The following is a 17,097-nucleotide window of genomic DNA, read 5'->3' as shown; positions in this document are numbered from 1 at the left end:
ATGTGCAAGCGGCCCGCCAGCCCGTAAAACCTACAAAAATGGTTATTACTTTAGTCCTGTTTAGAGGTGGAGACGTCACTGAGGGTAAAAGGGGGGGCTCAGGGATGGGGTGTTTTTTGTCTGAGAAAGGTGAATGCAGGCAAATCAGGTTTTGTTGACGGAAGCGGCCGGTTTGAAGGAAAAGCCTGCGATTGTGCAGGAAATCCCGGCCCAACGATTTTGAGCCCCATTTACGCAGTAAATCCCGACTCAAACGATTCTAAGCCCGGTGTGTGGGCCGAAAAACACACTTCAGACTGATGAGAAAAACGTACATTGGAGGGACGCATTCCTATTAGCGCGAGGAAACCTGCACAAGTCAGGGTGTTGATAAAGTAGCGGGTTAGAGGTCGAAGGGGCGGCAGCCGTTATTTCCCCAATCTACACCTTTCCTGCATGAGTTTCGGTGTTGGAGTGGGCCGCGCCTTTCCTATACGAGTTGTGGTGTTGAAGTGGAGGCACACGTCGGCTTGGCTGGGAGAAAGCCTGCAAAAGTGCAGGTTTTTTTCGGGAAAAAGGTTCATTTTGGCGAAAAACCTGCGAAAGTGCAGGAATTTTCCGCGAAAGTGAACCTGAACCCATGTTCGCAGCGAAAAGCCTGCACAATTGCAGGAATTTTTCGTTGTCAGCGTACTGACGAGCAAAAAACTGTACTTTCGCAGGTTTTTTTGCTCAATCAGGCAAATTGTGCGACCAGCTCTGACGTGGGAGTTACTGGGCAGCCATACTTTACAATTGTTGTGCTACATGCCTCCGCCAGCCCTCTCCCGCCCGTGCCCTTGCGACTTCGCCGTCGCCACCATCACCCCCGCCCATGCGCCTTGCGACTGCGCTGTCGCCACCATCACCCCCGCCCATGCGCCTTGCGACTGCGCTGTCGCCACCATCACCTCCGCCCATGCGCCTTGCGACTGCGCTGTCGCCACCCCCGCCTTTGCCTTGCGTCTGCGCTGCCGTCTCCCCCGCCCGCGCCTTGCAGCGCCTGGCGGCCTGTACCGAACACGCCCGCCATTTTCAATGCGGGATGTCCTTCTTCCGGTTCCGCGTACGGTTTTTCTCATAAAACGGATGCATTCCGCATACTTTGGTAGAAGTTTACACGCTCCTGACCCGTCATCATCATCCGTACAGAGGGGGTACTGCCAAGCTATGCGTCGCTTGACTCACAAATGGAACCAGTTAACGGCCAAAATCCTCGATCTTCCCCAGGACGTGGTACAGGATTTGCCTCGCATCACGATGATCGGCAACGTACAGCTTTATGTGGAGAATCACCGGGGCGTGCTTCATTTTTCCAGCGAAATATTGAAACTGGAGCTTACCAAAGGAAAGCTTGAAGTATACGGCAAGCAGCTTGTCATCCGCGCGATTTTATCCGAAGAGATGTTTATCGAAGGTCTCATCGACGATGTGAAATATATTCCTTAGTTGTGTTGCAGGCGATTAAATGGGGGGCTGTTCGTTATGAAGCAATCGATGTTCATTGCCCGGGTCCGGGGTTATGTCCGCATAGAGCTGCGAGGCAAGGATTGTGAAAAGCTGATCAATCCCATGATGGAGAAAGGGTTCTCCATATGGGATATTAAGCCCGCAAGCGGGGACAAGCTGGAGATGTGCATCACGATCAAAGATTTTTTCGGCTTGCGGCCGCTTTTAAAGCAGACAGGCTGCCGGGTTCATGTGCTGCAAAGGTTCGGACTTCCTTTTTTTATGGACAAACTGGGGGCGCGGAAGCTGTTTATCGGCGGCATGATCGGCTTTTTCATCGGTTTGTACGCGCTGACCTCTCTCGTCTGGCAGGTGAGCGTGGAGGGCAACGAGCGCATTCCCAAGGCGGATATTTTGCAAGCGGCTTCCAAACAAGGCATTTACCAATTCCAATGGAAGTTCAGATTGAAGGAGTCGGAAGAACTGGCCCGCGAAATTCAGGGAATGCTGCCAAAAGCCGCCTGGGTCGGTGTCGAAATCCGCGGTATTCACGTTGTGATCAAAGTCGTTGAAGCGACAGTCCCGGATAAGGGGCCGCTTATGAATCCGCGCCATCTGGTAGCGTCCAAGAGCGCTCTGATTACCGAAATTTATACGGAAAAAGGCCGGCCGATGGTGAAACCGAATACGTACGTGCGCAAAGGGGACGTGCTTATTTCCGGCATCATCGGCGACGATACGAACAGTAAAGTTGTTGTCGCAAGCGGCAAAGTCAAGGGGCTCGTGTGGTACACTTCGCAAATCGAAGCTCCTTTGACGAAAAGCTATAAAGCGTACACGGGCGAGTCGGTCGTCCGCCGTTATCTCGTTTTCGGCACGAGGGCGCTGCAGCTTACGGGCTACGGAAAGCCGCCGTACGGCAGCTTTGAAACGATACCGGAACGCAAGTCGATCCAGCTTGGCAAGTACACGCTGCCCGTCGGTTGGCTTCGCGAGAAGGTGATGGAAGTGCAGAACGTGCAGGAGCCGATCGAAGCGGCGGACGCCAAAAAGAGCGGTTTGGAGCAGGCGAGAGCCAAGCTGCTGGCCTCAGCCGGCAGCGATTCGCGCATTGCGGGCGAAAAAATTTTGCATGAGAAAACAGAGAGTGGTAAAGTTTATATGGAAGTGCATTTTGAAGTGGAAGAAAACATAACCGAAGAGAGTCCAATTGTCACACAAGGAGAATGAGGCCTGTTGGTAGAAAACGCGCAAACGGTGAAAGTATCTTTGAAAAATCCTGCTGAAGGATTAGCTTTATTCGGACCCCAGGACAAGTTCCTGCATCTGATCGAAAGGGAAATCGAAGCGCAAATTTATACGCGCGAAGCGGAAATAACGATTCAAGGGGCTGCTGCCGAAGTGAACTCGCTTCAGCAGCTTTTTGAGGTTTTGATCGAGCTTATCCGCAACAACTACGTTTTGACGGAACGCGATGTGCTGTATGCGGTGGAACTCGCGAAGCAATTGAAAGCGGATCAACTGCTCGATCTGTTCAAAAGAGAAATTACGACGACGCACCGCGGCAAGCCGATTCGGGTCAAAACGATCGGACAACGGCAGTATGTCTCGACGATTAAAAAGAAAGACATCGTATTCGGGATCGGACCGGCGGGCACGGGCAAAACGTATTTGGCTGTCGTCCTGGCCGTTAGCGCGCTGAAGGAAGGGCAGGTCAAACGCATCGTGCTGACCCGTCCCGCCGTCGAAGCCGGCGAGAGTCTGGGATTTCTTCCCGGCGACCTTCAGGAAAAAGTTGACCCTTATTTGCGCCCATTGTATGATGCTCTTAACGACGTTTTGGGCGCCGAACAGGTTGCCAAGTCGTTGGAGCGGGGCTTGATTGAAATCGCCCCTCTGGCTTATATGCGCGGCCGTACGCTGGACGATTCGTTCATCATCCTCGACGAAGCGCAAAATACGACTCCGGAGCAAATGAAAATGTTTCTCACGCGTCTCGGTTTCGGCTCGAAGATGGTCATAACCGGCGACGTGACGCAGATTGACCTGCCGCGCGGCAAATCGTCGGGTCTGGTCGAGGCGGAGCGCATTTTGCACGGTATCGAAGAAATCGGCTTTATTCATTTTGATGAACAAGATGTTGTCCGCCATTCTCTCGTGCAAAAAATTATTGTTGCCTATAACGAGGTTAAAGACTAAGCACCAGAACGGTTGTAATGTAGAGAGGAATGACCTCCGTGATGAAGAATGAAGTGCATATCAAGGGCAAATTTCATTACCGGCTGATCGGATGGAAGTACAGCAATTGGGTACGCGTTCTGTTGTTTCTCCTGCTCGCGCTGATCTTTTATATTTCTCTTTATTCAAAGCTTGTTCCGCAAGTGTACGATATACAGCTCGGCGCGGTCAGCGAGAAAACGATCTATGCCCCGCGGCAAATTGAGGACGCCGTGGCTACCGAGCAGGCCAAGGAAGACGCGGCCAAGCGGGTGCAGCCGGTATACCGCATTGTAAGTCTCAAGAACGATGCGCTGATCGATGCGATATTTGACAAGCTGCTCCAGATCAACGGCGACGAGGAAGTCAAATTCGACGACAAAGTCAGCATTTATCGCAGACTCATTCCCGGCATGATCGGCGACCTGGAGAACCAGTCGATCAAGGCGCTGCGGGTAAGCGGCCAGTACAACGAAACTTTGCTTGAGCAGATGCAGAAGGATCTTACCGAGCAGCAATATCAGTTTCCGGAAGAAGCTTACTTCAAGCTTCCCCGGTTAACGAAAGAAGATTTGACGGCGATGCTTCCCGTCGCGAAGGACATCGTGTTCAAACTGATGAACGATCAAATCATGGATGCCCAGACGGTGCGCGCGAAGGTGGCGGAGCAGGTCAACACATCCACTCTGACGAAGAATACGTCCAGAGAAATGGTTACGGAAATCGCCAGGGCCGTCATTACGCCGAATAAGTTTTTCGATCAAAAAGGGACGGACGACGCCAGGGCGCAGGCCAGAGAAAGCGTCAAGCCGGTTTTCATCAACAAGAACGACATTCTCGTTCATGTCGGCGACGTCATTACACCGGAAATTTACGCGAAGCTGGACAAGCTGGAACTGCTGAAGGACAAAGCGAACCATCTTCCGCAGCTGGGCCTCGGCGTGTTGTCCTTATTGCTTTCATTCGTCATGTATATGTTCGTCAAGCAAAGCGCTTTGCCGATACATTACAACAATTCCCAGCTTGTCATGCTGCTGATGATTTTCACGATCAATACGATCGGCATGAAAATCATTTCGCTGGCGCAAAATCTTGAATACCCGCAAATCGGGTATTTGGCGCCGATGGCGCTCGGCAGTGTACTGATCGCGATTTTGCTGGACGCCCAGATCGCCTTTATTTCCTCCGTTCTGTTCTCGATCATGGCCAGCATCATTTTCAATATCGAGCACCTGCAGCTTTTCGATTTCCGCTACGGACTTGTCAGCCTGGTGATATGCTTCGCGGCCGTATTTACGATCCAGCGGGCCAGCCAGCGCGCGACGATTTTGAAAGCGGGTCTTATGGTCTCGTTCTTCTCGATGCTGACCATTACGGCCATGCTGCTGATGGAAGACCAGCTTTCGCGCAAGGAAGCTTTGTTCTCGCTTTCTTTTGCGGCTGCCGGCGGCTTGCTGACGGCTGTCTTCGTTATCGGGCTGCTGCCTTTCTTCGAGGCCGCCTTCGGCATTTTGTCGCCGCTCAAGCTGGTGGAGCTGTCGAATCCGAATCATCCGCTGCTTCGCAAGCTGCTTACGGAGACGCCGGGAACGTATCACCACAGCGTCATGGTGGGCAACTTGTCCGAAGCGGCCGCCGAATCGATCGGCGCGGACGGCCTGCTGTGCCGGGTCGGCTCTTATTATCACGACATCGGCAAGACGAAGCGCCCGAGTTATTTTATCGAGAACCAGACGAATATCGAGAATCCGCATGACCGGATCGATCCGAATTTGAGCAAATCGATCATTATCGCGCATCCGCGCGACGGCGTCGAAATGCTCAAAGATTACAAAATTCCGAAGCCGCTCCGCGATATCGCCGAGCAGCATCACGGCACGACGCTGCTGCATTACTTTTTCCATAAAGCGGTAAAGCTGGCGGAGGAAGAGGGCAGCGACAAGGAATACCGCGAGGAAGATTTCCGCTATCCCGGCCCGAAAGCGCAGTCCAAGGAAGCGGCTATCGTCGGCATTGCCGACAGCGTGGAAGCGGCCGTCCGCTCGCTGAGGAATCCGACGCTGGAACAGATCGATTCCCTCGTGCGCAAAATTATTAAATCCCGGCTCGATGACGGGCAGTTCAACGAATGCGACATTACGATCAAAGAGCTGGATACGGTGGCGAAGACGCTGAATGAAACGCTGCTCGGCATCTTTCATTCGAGAATCGAATATCCGAGCGAATTGGCACAGAAGAAACCGGCCCAATAAGGGCCGGCGATACATAGATCTAAGGGAGGCTGCTGCAAATGGCAAGTATGGATCTAACGCTGGAATGGAGCAGCGAACAGGAATTCAAGGAAATATCGACTGAATTTATCGCCAAGCTGGAGGAACTGCTGCAGCTTGCAGGCGAGCAGGAAGGGATCGCCGCAGGCGAGGTGGCGCTGACTTTTGTCGACGATGAAGCGATTCATGAGCTGAACAAGCAGTATCGCGGCATCGATAAACCGACCGACGTCCTGTCCTTTGCGATGAGCGAATTCGGCGAGGACGAAATCGAAATCAATTACGAGGACGGCGGCGAGCCTGAGGAGGCGGGGGAAGACGAAGGCGCCGTTTCGGAAGCTTTCATCGAGCCGCTCGGCGATATTATTATTTCCGTTCCGAGGGCGATCGAACAGGCTGAAGAATACGGGCACTCCGTAGAACGGGAGCTCGGCTTTTTGTTCGTGCACGGATTTCTTCACCTGATCGGCTATGATCATCAAAGCGAAGAAGAAGAAAAAGCGATGTTTGCCAGGCAGGAGGACATTTTGCAAAAGGCAGGTCTGACCCGCTGATGGGCGAAGGCTTCCGCAAATGGCGCAGGAGCTTCCGGTATGCTTACGAAGGAATCAAATACGCCCTGGATTCGCAGCGCAACATGAAATTCCATTTCTGCGTTGCTTTTCTTGTTTTGCTGGCCGCTTTGTTCTGCCGGCTTCCAAAGACGGACATCCTGTTTATTTTGCTGGCCGTCACCTTGATGATTGTCACAGAGCTTATCAATACCGCGGTGGAAAAAGCGGTCGATCTGGCGATGCCGGACCGCCATCCGCTGGCGAAGATCGCCAAGGACGTAGCCGCGGCGTCCGTCCTGGTGTCGGCAGGCTTTGCCGTCGTCGTGGGCATGATCGTATTTTACGAGCCCCTCGACCGGCTGTTCAGACAGTCGAAGCTGCAGCATATGCCTATATCGGCCGGCCCCGTATGGGTGCTGATCGCGCTCGTTATTTTGACGGTCATCGTCGTCGAGACCCGGTTTTCCGACAAAGGAAAGCTTGTCAGGCCCAGCTTGCTGACGGCAATCGCGTTCGCCGTATCTACGGTGATCGCCGTTTTCGTCGAAGCGACGGTGGCGGCGCTGCTGGCGTATATGTTGTCGGCCCTAGTTTTCATCATTTTGTACGATAAAACAACAAGGCCTTTTCCGGCGCTGTTTCTCGGAGCGGTCATCGGTACGGCCGTTACGATTCTCGCCTTTGTCTGTTTCAATTTACTGTAAGGTTAACGATGACCTCTTTTTCGTGAAAGGATGATCCGATATGGAACCTAAAGTATTGCTCCAACTCGCCGCTGAAGCGAGAGAACGGGCTTATGCGCCATATTCGCACTTTCTGGTCGGAGCCGCGCTGCTGGACGCAGACGGACACGTGCACAAAGGCTGCAACGTCGAGAACGCCGCTTACGGGCCGACAAACTGCGCGGAGCGCACGGCTCTGTTCCGGGCGATAGCCGACGGGCACAGCCCGGGGTCATTCCAGGCTATCGCCGTCATCGGCGATACGGAAGGCCCGATTACCCCTTGCGGAGTGTGCCGGCAAGTGCTGGCTGAGCTGTGCCGTCCCGATATGCCGGTTTACATGGGCAATTTGAAAGGCGCGCTCGTCAAAACGACCGTAGCCGAACTGCTCCCGGGAGCTTTTACAACGAAAGATTTGCAATCAATGGAGGAACAAGAGTGAGCAAAAAGGAATTCAAATCAGGCTTCGTAGCGATTATCGGCCGTCCGAACGTAGGCAAATCGACGCTCATGAACCATATCATCGGCCAAAAAATCGCCATCATGTCGGACAAACCGCAAACGACACGGAACAAAATTCACGGCGTCTACACGTCCGATTCGGGACAAATCGTTTTCCTGGATACGCCCGGCATCCATAAACCGACATCCAAGCTTGGCGATTATATGAGCAAGGTCGCTCACGGCACGCTTGGCGAGGTGGATGCGGTACTCTTTCTGGTAGACGTCGCCGAAGGGATCGGAGGCGGGGACCGCTACATCATCGAGCAGCTGAAAAACGTGGAAACGCCCGTCATTCTCGTCCTGAACAAAATCGACAAAGTGCACCCGGACGAGCTGCTGCCGATTATTGTCAGCTACAAGGACCTTTACAATTTCGCCGAAATTGTGCCGATTTCCGCGCTTCAGGGCAACAATGTGACGACGCTGCTGGAGCAGATCGTCCGGTATTTGCCTGAAGGCCCGCAATATTATCCGGCCGATCAAATTACCGATCATCCGGAGCAATTCGTCTGCGCCGAGCTGGTGCGCGAAAAAATACTGCATCTGACCCGCGAAGAGATACCTCATTCGATCGCCGTTCAGATTGAGGATATGCGCGTGGAAGAGAACGGACTCGTGCGGATTTCCGCCGTCATTTTCGTCGAAAGGGATTCACAGAAGGGCATTATCATCGGCAAGCAGGGAAGCCTTCTGAAGGAAATCGGCAAGCAGGCCAGACAAGATATCGAGGCGCTGCTCGGTTCGAAAACGTTTTTGGAGCTTTGGGTCAAGGTGAAAAAAGATTGGCGCAACCAGGAGCGGGTACTCCGCGATCTCGGATTCCGCAACGAATAATCGTACCAGTTATTGTTTCGAATAGAGAACCCTTTTACGTACCATCCTAAGAACATCACGTTCGATGGGGAGGATGCTGTACATGAAAGATTTTTCGTGGAAGTATTTTTCAATGACCGGTGATGTGGATGCTTACTTGCTGTATCGAAAGGCTGCCGGAGAGCCGGGAGCGGACTGGGGATTGCAGGAGGAAGAGCCAAGTAACGAAGAACCGTCCGACTGGTCCGAACTGATCGACTGAGTCCTTGCGGTTTGTATGGGGGAAGTCAATTGCTGCGCAGTTTACAGGGTATCGTGCTTCGTAGCACCGACTACGGAGAGGGAGATAAGATCATCAGCCTGTTTACTCCCGAATTGGGCAAAGTAAGCCTGATGGCCAGGGGAGCGAAAAAAGTCAAGAGCAGACACGCCGCCGTCACGCAGCTGTTCACGTACGGCGATTTTGTGTTTTTTAAAGCCGGCAGTCATATGGGCTCGCTGAGCAACGGAGAAATTATCGAGGCGCATCATGCGCTGCGCGAGGATTTGCACAAATCGGCCTACGCCGCTTATTTGGCGGAGATGACCGACCGCATGATGGGCGACGAAGAGGGCAGCGTTTTTTTGTTCGAGCAGTTGAAAGCGGGGCTTGCCGCCATCGAGGCCGACAAAGATATGCAGATCGTCGTTCATCTATATGAAATGAAAATGTTCGAGCTGGCCGGTTACCTGCCCGTCACGAATTGCTGCGTCTCGTGCGGCGCGGAGACTGAGTTGTACTCTTTCAGCCCGATGCTTGGCGGATGCCTGTGTTCCCGCTGCCGCTTCAAAGATACGACCGCAATTGCGATCGGGGAAGGCGCGCTGAAGCTGCTGAAACTTTTTCCGCGCATGGACATGCGCAGGCTCGGAGCCGTTCAGGTCAAAGAGGAAACCAAAACGCAGCTCAAGCAGTGCATGCGCGCTTACATGGACACCCATATCGGCGTCAAGTGGAAATCGAGAAGCTTTATCGAGCAGATGGAGAAATATGAAATATGAAATATGAATGTCACATGTTTGACATACGCCTTTTGCTCTGTTATGATGTTTTGAAAAAAGGTCTCGCCGATGTGCCGCCATGCATATCGGTGAGTTTTTTTGTGCTTTCGTTCTGTTCTTGCCGGACATACATACTAATGACTAATGAAGGGGTATCCCCGCTGAAAGGAGTAACAGATACATGGATGATCAAGCGCCAACCCGCGTATATGTCGTCTCGGATTCTGTCGGTGAGACGGGGGAGTCCGTCGTGCGCGCAGCGGCCATGCAGTTTTACCCGGCACAGGTGGAAATTATCCGCGCCCCTTTTATCCATGATTGCGAGGGCATCGACAAAGTTCTGAACACGGTGAAAACGAACGGCGGCATCGTCGTATTTACCCTCGTCATTCCCGAGCTGCGGGACGACCTGATCAGCAAAGCTATAGCGCACGGCATCACGTATATCGATCTGCTGGGCCCTATTATGTCGTCGCTCGGTCAAGTATTGAGGCAGGAGCCGCGCAGGCAGCCCGGAATGATTCATCCGCTGGACGAGGACTATTTCAAAAAAGTCGAAGCTGTCGAATTTGCAGTCAAATATGACGACGGCCGCGACTTTAGCGGGATTCGCAAAGCCGACATCGTGCTGCTCGGCGTCTCGCGCACGTCCAAGACTCCGCTGTCCATGTATTTGGCCCACAAAAAATTCAAAGTCGCGAACGTTCCGCTTGTGCCGGAAATGCAGCCGCCCGAGCCGCTGTATTCGGTGCCCAAACATAAAGTGATCGGACTTCGCATCGATCCGGACAAACTGAACATTATTAGGCAGGAACGGCTCCGAACATTGGGATTGGCGGAAAATGCAACCTATGCGAATGTGGAACGTATTAAATTGGAACTGGAGTTTGCAGACAAAATTATGAGCAAAATCGGCTGCGTCGTATTCGACGTTTCAAACCGCGCCGTTGAGGAAACGGCCAGCCTGATACTCGATTATATCGAGCGAACCGTATAAGGTTTTATGCTAAAGCTAGCAGGATTTTTTACAAGTTCATCGTATATAATATTACGGTAGGAATCCGGCCGAAGATGCGGAGGCTGAGGAAATTGCGAACGAGGACGATTATCGTCGATGCCGACGCGTGCCCTGTGAAAGCCGAAATCGAGCAGGCCGCCAAGCTGTTTGGCGTACAGGTCTTATTGGTCGCTTCGTACGATCACCGGATGCAGGAAAGCGCACATTCCAAAATCGTACAGGTTGACCGTTCGGATCAATCCGTCGATTTGTATATTGCCAATCATATTCATGAAGGCGATATTCTGGTCACACAGGATTTTGGACTTGCTGCTCTTGGACTGGCCAAAGGAGCGGTCGCTCTGGGCAACCGGGGGCAGGAATATACGGATGGGACAATCGACTTTTTGCTGGACCGCCGTCACGAATCGGCCAAATTGCGCAGAGGCGGCAAGTACGGCAAAGGCCCCAAACCGTTTACCGATGCGGATCGACGACAATTTCTACAGCGTTTGACAAAAGTTTTGTCTTCCGATGCAGGAAATTGAATTTTAGTAGCGAATAGTAATGAGTCGGAACCGGATACCTGAATTGTAGGTGGAAGATGATGAGGAACGGACGCATACCTGACGAGGTTATTGAGGCTGTCCTCAAGCGCCACGACATCGTGGATGTCATTGGCAGACATGTGCATTTAACCAAGCAGGGGCATTACATGAAAGGGCTGTGCCCTTTTCATTCGGAGAAAAGCCCATCCTTTACCGTAACGCCGGAAAAGCAAATTTACCGCTGTTTCGGATGCGGAGCGGGCGGGAATATGATTCGTTTTCTGATGGAGATCGAAGGTCTGAGCTTTTCCGAAGCGGTGACCAAACTGGCGGAAGAAGCGGACATTCCTGTTACGTGGGAGGAAGCGACCGAGCAGCAGACGGAGCAACAGCTGGAGAAATCCGGATTGCTCAAAGCTTACGATTTCGCTGCCAAGTTGTATCATTATATATTAATCAATACCGATCAGGGCAAAGCCGCAAAAAGTTACCTCACCTCACGCGGCATCACGGACAAACTGATCGAAACTTTTCAAATCGGCTACGCGCCGGCGATGTGGGATACGCTCGTCCAGCAGCTGGACAAACGGGGCTTTTCATTGCCCCTGATGGAAAAAGGCGGGCTGATTTCAGCAAGAAACGAAGGCGACGGCTACGTGGATAAGTTTCGCGATCGGGTCATGTTTCCGATTTGCGACGCCACCGGCAAAGTAATTGCCTTCGGCGGCAGGGCGATGGGCGATGTGCAGCCCAAATATTTGAACAGTCCGGAATCGATGCTGTTCAACAAGAGCCGGACGATGTACAACATGCATCAGGCAAGACCCCATATGCGCAAGCTGCAGCAGGCCGTGCTTTTCGAAGGTTACGTCGATGTGATCAAAGCTTGGGAGGCCGGCGTTTATAACGGCGTCGCGACGATGGGCACAGCGTTAACGAAAGATCATGCGGCGGTATTGAACCGCAATGCGGACAAAGTCGTCGTATGTTATGACGGCGATAATGCAGGACAGTCCGCGGCATTCAAAAGCATACCGATCCTGGAAGAAGCCAAATGCAGAGTATCGGTAGCGATGCTGCCTGACGGCAAAGACCCGGACGAGTATGTCAGCATCTACGGTTTTGACCGATTTGTACGGGAGATTATCGAACCTGCCGTACCGTCGATGAAATACAAGCTTTTATACATTCGTAAAAATTTCAGGCTGCACGAGGACGGTGACCGAGTTCGTTATGTGCAAACCGCAGTTAAAATGATTGCCGATCTTCCATCCCAGGTGGAACGCGAACATTATTTGAAACAACTGGCTTCCGAGTTTCCCGATTCTTCTTACGAATCCATGAAGCTGGATCTGCACGAAATCTTGCTGCAGTCGGAAAAAAACAGAACAGATGGGGATAATAAACCATTTCTGTGGAATAATGTTATGAATAATGGAAGAACAGCGGAACGAACACGACAAACGCCGGCGCTTTTGCCTGCTTATCACAATGCCGAACGCTTGCTGCTTGCGGTCATGATGCATGACCGGGAAGTGTGCGCGCATGTGGAATCGCAATTAGGCGATCAATTCAATGTGGAAGCTCATGCAGTATTAGCTGCTTATTTATATGCTTACTACGCTCAGAACGCTGAGCCCGATGCAAGCCGATACATTGCCATGCTGCAGGATGAACAGCTGGAGAGCTTAGCCAGCTCCATCGTCATGATGGGAGCGGGTCACGGAATGAATGAACAAGTGATTGACGACTATATTCGCCAAATCCGCAAAGTTCCGATGCAAGAGGAAGTTGAACGCAAGAAAGAGGAAAGTCTCCTTGCCGTACGCGCGGGAGAGCATCTTAAAGCCGCACAAATTGCTATTGAGATTATTGCCCTAGAACAGCGATTGAAGTCAACATGAGACACTTAAAACTAGGGAGGAGGGAGTCCGTACTATGGCGAATGATCAACGTACCGAATTAGAGACAGAACTGACCTTGGACCAGGTGAAGGATCAGCTTATCGAGCAAGGGAAAAAACGCTCTTCATTGACTTACAAGGATATTATGGAAAAGCTTGCTCCTTTCGATCAGGACCCCGAGCAAATCGATGAATTTTTTGAACAGCTTTCGGAGCTGGGCATCGATGTGGGCAACGAGTCCGACGATGAGATGTCAATGAATCCGGACGACCAGGAGCATGACGAGTTTAATTTTGACGATGATTTGGCGCTCCCGCCGGGTATTAAAATTAACGATCCTGTTCGGATGTATTTGAAGGAAATCGGCCGTGTACCGCTTCTTTCCGCGGAAGATGAAGTGGATCTGGCCAAACGGATCGAGAACGGCGACGAAGAGGCAAAAAGACGTTTGGCGGAAGCAAACCTCAGGCTCGTAGTCAGCATCGCAAAACGTTATGTAGGCAGAGGCATGCTGTTCCTCGATCTCATTCAGGAAGGCAACATGGGGCTCATCAAGGCTGTAGAAAAATTCGATCATACCAAAGGCTACAAGTTCAGTACCTATGCAACCTGGTGGATTCGTCAAGCCATTACCCGCGCTATTGCCGACCAGGCAAGAACGATTCGGATTCCTGTACATATGGTAGAGACCATCAACAAGCTGATACGTGTTTCCCGTCAGCTGCTGCAGGAATTAGGGCGCGAACCGACCCCTGAAGAAATCGCCAAAGAGATGGACCTCAGTACGGATAAAGTACGGGAAATTATGAAAATCGCACAAGAGCCCGTTTCGTTGGAAACGCCGATCGGCGAAGAAGACGACTCGCATCTGGGTGATTTTATCGAGGATCAGGAAGCGCTGGCTCCTGCCGATGCTGCGGCCTACGAACTTCTTAAGGAACAGCTCGAAGATGTGCTCGATACGCTGACGGAAAGAGAAGAGAACGTGTTGAGGCTTCGTTTCGGATTGGATGACGGACGTACGCGGACCTTGGAGGAAGTAGGCAAAGTATTTGGAGTCACTCGCGAACGGATTCGTCAAATCGAAGCCAAAGCGCTGCGCAAGCTGAGACATCCTAGCCGAAGCAAACGGTTGAAAGATTTCCTGGAATAAAATTCGCTGTATGAAGGCCCTGCCACGAAAGCGGCGGGGTTTTTTCGTTGCCGGACTGATGAACAGTTTGGGAAAACATGCTCTAATGCGTTCCGCTTGTTTTGCCGATAAAGAAGCTAGGGAAGGTGGAACGAATACATGGATGCCGAAAAAAGAAAACTGATCGTGAAAGAAATCGAGCATTGGCGGAGAAGTAAGCTGCTTCCCGAGCATTATTGCGATTTTTTACTGAATTTATATTTGGAAGAAGGAGCTTCGAAACCGAAATCGCTGATGGGGGTATCTGCTTCTTCCGTGGTAAACAGTAATTGGAAAATCTGGTTGTTCGTTTTTGCGGTCATTGCGGCAATTGCCTTATCTGCTCTTAATTTTAACTCTTTTGGAATGCCAATGCAAATTGGAATTTCCACTGTTTTTGTCGCAATTTGTTACATCTTTGCATTTCGTCAGCTTGCCAAAGCACCTGCCGTAAGTTATTTGCTGTGCGGCGTCGCTTCGGTGATGCTTTTGCTTCTCGGCGTTTATTTGCTGCATTTGTACAGTGTGGAATCGCCTTATGCATTTGTCGGTTATGTTGCTTTTTGCAGCATCGTTTGGTTGATCTGCGGATTGGCCGGACGGATGGGCATTTTCCAGTTTTGCGGCTGGATAGGGCTGATCGGCGCGTACGGATGGTTTTTGCTCAGAAAACTGGACAATCCCGGATGGCTTGCGCTTGAAATTAGCTGGATTCCGGTTAGTATATTACTTATATGGATCGCATGGCTGGCGCATCATACGAATAAACAATCCGCAGGAGTGATGATGCTTGTAGGGACAATGGTCTGGTTTGCGCCCGAGGCGTTTACTTTTCTTACCGATACGGACATCAGCTCGCGGGTCGTTCAATTATCGTTCACAGGCAAGCTGGTTTCGGCGGGAATGGTGTTATTTTGGCTCCGCAAAAAATGGGTAGAGTGGGTAATGTAAACAATGGTTAAGTTATCGAAAAGGCTTCAAATGATTGCAGACCGGGTGCCCCAAGGCTCCCGACTTGCGGACATCGGCTCCGATCATGCGCTGCTTCCGACGTATTTGGCGCAGAACGGGGTTGTTTCTTTTTCCGTCGCCGGCGAAGTGAATCCCGGCCCTTATGAAGCGGCGGCCCGGCAGGTAAAAGAAAGCGGGCTGACCGGCACCATCAGTGTGCGGTCGGGAGACGGGCTCGCCGTAATAGAGCCTGGAGAAGTGGATGTCATCACGATAGCGGGTATGGGCGGAAGCTTGATCGCATCTATTCTGGAAGCGGGCAAAGCGAAGCTCGCAGGCGTCGGCAAGCTTATCCTGCAGCCGAATGTAGGCGAAGATCAAGTAAGGCGCTGGCTGGACGGCAGCGGCTGGCTGCTTATAGCGGAAGCTATACTTGAAGAAGACGGGAAAATTTATGAGATTTTGACGGCCGAGCCACTGAATAGCCGCGCGCAGGACGGTGAAGCGCTGTACAAGGAACGGACGCTGCAGGGAATGCTGACGATTCGCAAAGAACGTCTGCTGCAGATGGGGCCGATGCTGCTTGAAGAAGCGGCCGGCGTATGGTTTCGCAAATGGGAAAGCGAGCTCGCGAAACTGGCGATGATTCAAGGGCAGCTTGCCCGGTCAACCGCGGACGCTTCGAAAGAAAAAGCGGAAGCGATCGGACAGGAAATAGCGGAAATCAAGGAGGTGCTCGCTTGTTTGCAAAAGGTCAAACCGTAATTCAGCTTTTTGAGCAGCTTGCTCCCAAACATTATGCGATGCCCGACGACAAGATCGGGCTTCAGCTCGGCACCCTGCAAAAGGACATTCGCAAGGTGCTTGTCGCATTGGACGTTACGGACGAAGTCGTGGACGAAGCGATCCGGCTCGGGGTGGATCTCATCATCGCGCACCATGCGATTATTTTTCGCCCGCTGGCGCATATTCAGACAGATACGCCGGCAGGTCGGCTGTATGAAAAGCTGATCAAGCGCGATATCGCGGTCTATATCGCACATACGAACCTGGATGTCGCCGATGGCGGCGTCAACGACATGATGGCGGCTGCGCTCGGATTAAGCGATCTGACGCATCTGGAGGACGTTCATACGGAAAAAATGCATAAGCTCGTCGTCTTTGTCCCCGAGTCGCACCATCGGCAGGTGCTGGATGCCCTTTTCGCCGCGGGTGCGGGGGGAATCGGGCAGTACAGTCACTGTAGCTTCAACATCCCCGGGACGGGAACGTTCCTGCCGCAGGAAGGAACGCACCCGTTCATCGGGGAAGCGGGCAAGCTGGAACGCGTACAGGAAGTACGCGTGGAAACGATCGTAACCGCTAGCGTGCAGCGCAAAGCGGTTCAGGCGATGCTGAAGGCCCACCCCTACGAGGAGGTGGCCTATGATCTCTACCCGATGGACCTCAAGGGTAGAGTGTTTGGCCTCGGCCGCGCAGGCAAGCTGCCCGCGGCCATGACGCTCCGCGAGCTGGCCGCGCTCGCGAAGCAGGCGTTCGACGTGCCCACGGTGCGCGTCGTCGGCGATTTGGCCCGGCCGATCCGCAAGGTGGCCGTGCTGGGAGGCTCCGGCGCGCGCTACATGCGGCACGCCCTCTTTGCCGGCGCCGACGTGCTTATCACCGGCGACGTAGACTACCACACCGCGCACGATGCGCTCGCGGCGGGGCTGGCGATGATCGACGTCGGACACAACGTCGAGAAGATTATGAAGCGCGGCGTCGCCGACTACCTCGCCGCGCAGCTGGAGAAGACGGACACGCAGGTACTGGCGTCCGAAGTGAACACCGAGCCGTTCCAATTCGTATAGGCCTATGCGGCGGAGGATGTTGATATCCGGCCGCTGCCTATTTTGGAATTGAGATTAAGGTTGTATTTCGGAAGCATTCCTTGTATAC

General features: G+C 52.5%; 18 protein-coding genes. 17 read left to right on the top strand and 1 reads right to left on the bottom strand.

What is annotated here, in order from left to right; translation table 11 throughout:
• Positions 1 to 782 precede the first annotated feature (782 nt).
• Positions 783 to 1,100: a hypothetical protein gene (locus AC0LWT_RS27620; RefSeq protein WP_474684501.1), complete on the bottom strand. Its 318-nt coding sequence runs from the start codon at positions 1,098 to 1,100 to the stop codon at positions 783 to 785.
• An 88-nt stretch (positions 1,101 to 1,188) separates the two neighbouring features.
• Between AC0LWT_RS27620 and yqfC the strand changes: the two genes are divergently transcribed.
• From yqfC to AC0LWT_RS27535, 17 genes are all read left to right on the top strand, one after another.
• The gene (gene yqfC / locus AC0LWT_RS27615) at positions 1,189 to 1,467 is read left to right on the top strand and encodes a sporulation protein YqfC (RefSeq protein ID WP_474684500.1); all 279 of its coding nucleotides are present in this window, start codon (positions 1,189 to 1,191) and stop codon (positions 1,465 to 1,467) included.
• A gap of 36 nt (positions 1,468 to 1,503) precedes the next feature.
• Positions 1,504 to 2,697: a sporulation protein YqfD gene (gene yqfD / locus AC0LWT_RS27610; RefSeq protein WP_474684499.1), complete on the top strand. Its 1,194-nt coding sequence runs from the start codon at positions 1,504 to 1,506 to the stop codon at positions 2,695 to 2,697.
• A gap of 6 nt (positions 2,698 to 2,703) precedes the next feature.
• Positions 2,704 to 3,666: a PhoH family protein gene (locus AC0LWT_RS27605; RefSeq protein WP_474684498.1), complete on the top strand. Its 963-nt coding sequence runs from the start codon at positions 2,704 to 2,706 to the stop codon at positions 3,664 to 3,666.
• Positions 3,667 to 3,707: 41 nt separating this feature from the next.
• Positions 3,708 to 5,936: an HD family phosphohydrolase gene (locus AC0LWT_RS27600; RefSeq protein WP_474684521.1), complete on the top strand. Its 2,229-nt coding sequence runs from the start codon at positions 3,708 to 3,710 to the stop codon at positions 5,934 to 5,936.
• Positions 5,937 to 5,983: 47 nt separating this feature from the next.
• On the top strand, positions 5,984 to 6,508 hold the full coding sequence (gene ybeY / locus AC0LWT_RS27595) for an rRNA maturation RNase YbeY (RefSeq protein ID WP_474684520.1): 525 nt from the start codon (positions 5,984 to 5,986) through the stop codon (positions 6,506 to 6,508).
• Positions 6,508 to 7,212, top strand: a complete 705-nt coding sequence (locus AC0LWT_RS27590) for a diacylglycerol kinase (RefSeq protein ID WP_474684497.1) — start codon at positions 6,508 to 6,510, stop codon at positions 7,210 to 7,212. The genes ybeY and AC0LWT_RS27590 overlap by 1 nt, the downstream gene beginning before the upstream one ends.
• 40 nt (positions 7,213 to 7,252) lie before the next feature.
• Entirely contained in the window at positions 7,253 to 7,672 is a 420-nt protein-coding gene (gene cdd, locus AC0LWT_RS27585) for a cytidine deaminase (protein WP_474684496.1), read from the top strand.
• On the top strand, positions 7,669 to 8,568 hold the full coding sequence (era, locus tag AC0LWT_RS27580; RefSeq protein WP_474684495.1) for a GTPase Era: 900 nt from the start codon (positions 7,669 to 7,671) through the stop codon (positions 8,566 to 8,568). Before cdd ends, era begins: the two co-directional genes overlap by 4 nt.
• A gap of 82 nt (positions 8,569 to 8,650) precedes the next feature.
• On the top strand, positions 8,651 to 8,809 hold the full coding sequence (locus tag AC0LWT_RS27575; RefSeq protein WP_474684494.1) for a YqzL family protein: 159 nt from the start codon (positions 8,651 to 8,653) through the stop codon (positions 8,807 to 8,809).
• Positions 8,810 to 8,838: 29 nt separating this feature from the next.
• On the top strand, positions 8,839 to 9,588 hold the full coding sequence (gene recO, locus AC0LWT_RS27570; RefSeq protein ID WP_474684493.1) for a DNA repair protein RecO: 750 nt from the start codon (positions 8,839 to 8,841) through the stop codon (positions 9,586 to 9,588).
• 181 nt (positions 9,589 to 9,769) lie between these two features.
• On the top strand, positions 9,770 to 10,585 hold the full coding sequence (locus tag AC0LWT_RS27565) for a pyruvate, water dikinase regulatory protein (protein ID WP_474684492.1): 816 nt from the start codon (positions 9,770 to 9,772) through the stop codon (positions 10,583 to 10,585).
• Positions 10,586 to 10,659: 74 nt separating this feature from the next.
• Entirely contained in the window at positions 10,660 to 11,133 is a 474-nt protein-coding gene (locus AC0LWT_RS27560) for a YaiI/YqxD family protein (protein ID WP_474684491.1), read from the top strand.
• A gap of 59 nt (positions 11,134 to 11,192) precedes the next feature.
• Positions 11,193 to 13,037 (top strand): DNA primase, encoded by a 1,845-nt coding sequence (gene dnaG, locus AC0LWT_RS27555; RefSeq protein ID WP_474684519.1) that lies wholly within the window; start codon positions 11,193 to 11,195, stop codon positions 13,035 to 13,037.
• A 34-nt stretch (positions 13,038 to 13,071) separates the two neighbouring features.
• Positions 13,072 to 14,190 carry an RNA polymerase sigma factor RpoD gene (gene rpoD, locus AC0LWT_RS27550; RefSeq protein WP_474684490.1) on the top strand — a complete coding sequence of 373 codons (1,119 nt, stop codon included), beginning with the start codon at positions 13,072 to 13,074 and terminating at the stop codon, positions 14,188 to 14,190.
• Positions 14,191 to 14,328: 138 nt separating this feature from the next.
• A complete protein-coding gene (locus tag AC0LWT_RS27545; RefSeq protein ID WP_474684489.1) occupies positions 14,329 to 15,159 on the top strand; it encodes a hypothetical protein in 831 nt (276 codons plus the stop codon).
• 3 nt (positions 15,160 to 15,162) lie between these two features.
• Positions 15,163 to 15,924 carry a tRNA (adenine(22)-N(1))-methyltransferase gene (locus AC0LWT_RS27540; protein WP_474684488.1) on the top strand — a complete coding sequence of 254 codons (762 nt, stop codon included), beginning with the start codon at positions 15,163 to 15,165 and terminating at the stop codon, positions 15,922 to 15,924.
• Positions 15,900 to 17,009, top strand: coding sequence for a Nif3-like dinuclear metal center hexameric protein (locus AC0LWT_RS27535; protein WP_474684518.1), 1,110 nt, complete (start codon positions 15,900 to 15,902; stop codon positions 17,007 to 17,009). Before AC0LWT_RS27540 ends, AC0LWT_RS27535 begins: the two co-directional genes overlap by 25 nt.
• Positions 17,010 to 17,097: the final 88 nt, after the last annotated feature.

The sequence above is a fragment of the Paenibacillus sp. sgz302164 genome, from assembly GCF_056120505.1.
This window is presented reverse-complemented; position numbering and strand designations above follow the sequence as displayed.

What these genes read in the sequence shown, in the direction of transcription:
- AC0LWT_RS27560 (WP_474684491.1), top strand. Translation starts at nt 10,660, where the DNA reads ATGCGGAGGCTGAGGAAATTGCGAACGAGGACGATTATCGTCGATGCC.
- AC0LWT_RS27600 (WP_474684521.1), top strand. Translation starts at nt 3,708, where the DNA reads ATGAAGAATGAAGTGCATATCAAGGGCAAATTTCATTACCGGCTGATC.
- ybeY (WP_474684520.1), top strand. Translation starts at nt 5,984, where the DNA reads ATGGATCTAACGCTGGAATGGAGCAGCGAACAGGAATTCAAGGAAATA.
- rpoD (WP_474684490.1), top strand. Translation starts at nt 13,072, where the DNA reads ATGGCGAATGATCAACGTACCGAATTAGAGACAGAACTGACCTTGGAC.
- dnaG (WP_474684519.1), top strand. Translation starts at nt 11,193, where the DNA reads ATGAGGAACGGACGCATACCTGACGAGGTTATTGAGGCTGTCCTCAAG.
- cdd (WP_474684496.1), top strand. Translation starts at nt 7,253, where the DNA reads ATGGAACCTAAAGTATTGCTCCAACTCGCCGCTGAAGCGAGAGAACGG.
- yqfC (WP_474684500.1), top strand. Translation starts at nt 1,189, where the DNA reads ATGCGTCGCTTGACTCACAAATGGAACCAGTTAACGGCCAAAATCCTC.
- AC0LWT_RS27620 (WP_474684501.1), bottom strand. Translation starts at nt 1,100, where the DNA reads ATGAGAAAAACCGTACGCGGAACCGGAAGAAGGACATCCCGCATTGAA.
- AC0LWT_RS27540 (WP_474684488.1), top strand. Translation starts at nt 15,163, where the DNA reads ATGGTTAAGTTATCGAAAAGGCTTCAAATGATTGCAGACCGGGTGCCC.
- yqfD (WP_474684499.1), top strand. Translation starts at nt 1,504, where the DNA reads ATGAAGCAATCGATGTTCATTGCCCGGGTCCGGGGTTATGTCCGCATA.
- AC0LWT_RS27545 (WP_474684489.1), top strand. Translation starts at nt 14,329, where the DNA reads ATGGATGCCGAAAAAAGAAAACTGATCGTGAAAGAAATCGAGCATTGG.
- AC0LWT_RS27565 (WP_474684492.1), top strand. Translation starts at nt 9,770, where the DNA reads ATGGATGATCAAGCGCCAACCCGCGTATATGTCGTCTCGGATTCTGTC.
- AC0LWT_RS27575 (WP_474684494.1), top strand. Translation starts at nt 8,651, where the DNA reads ATGAAAGATTTTTCGTGGAAGTATTTTTCAATGACCGGTGATGTGGAT.
- AC0LWT_RS27590 (WP_474684497.1), top strand. Translation starts at nt 6,508, where the DNA reads ATGGGCGAAGGCTTCCGCAAATGGCGCAGGAGCTTCCGGTATGCTTAC.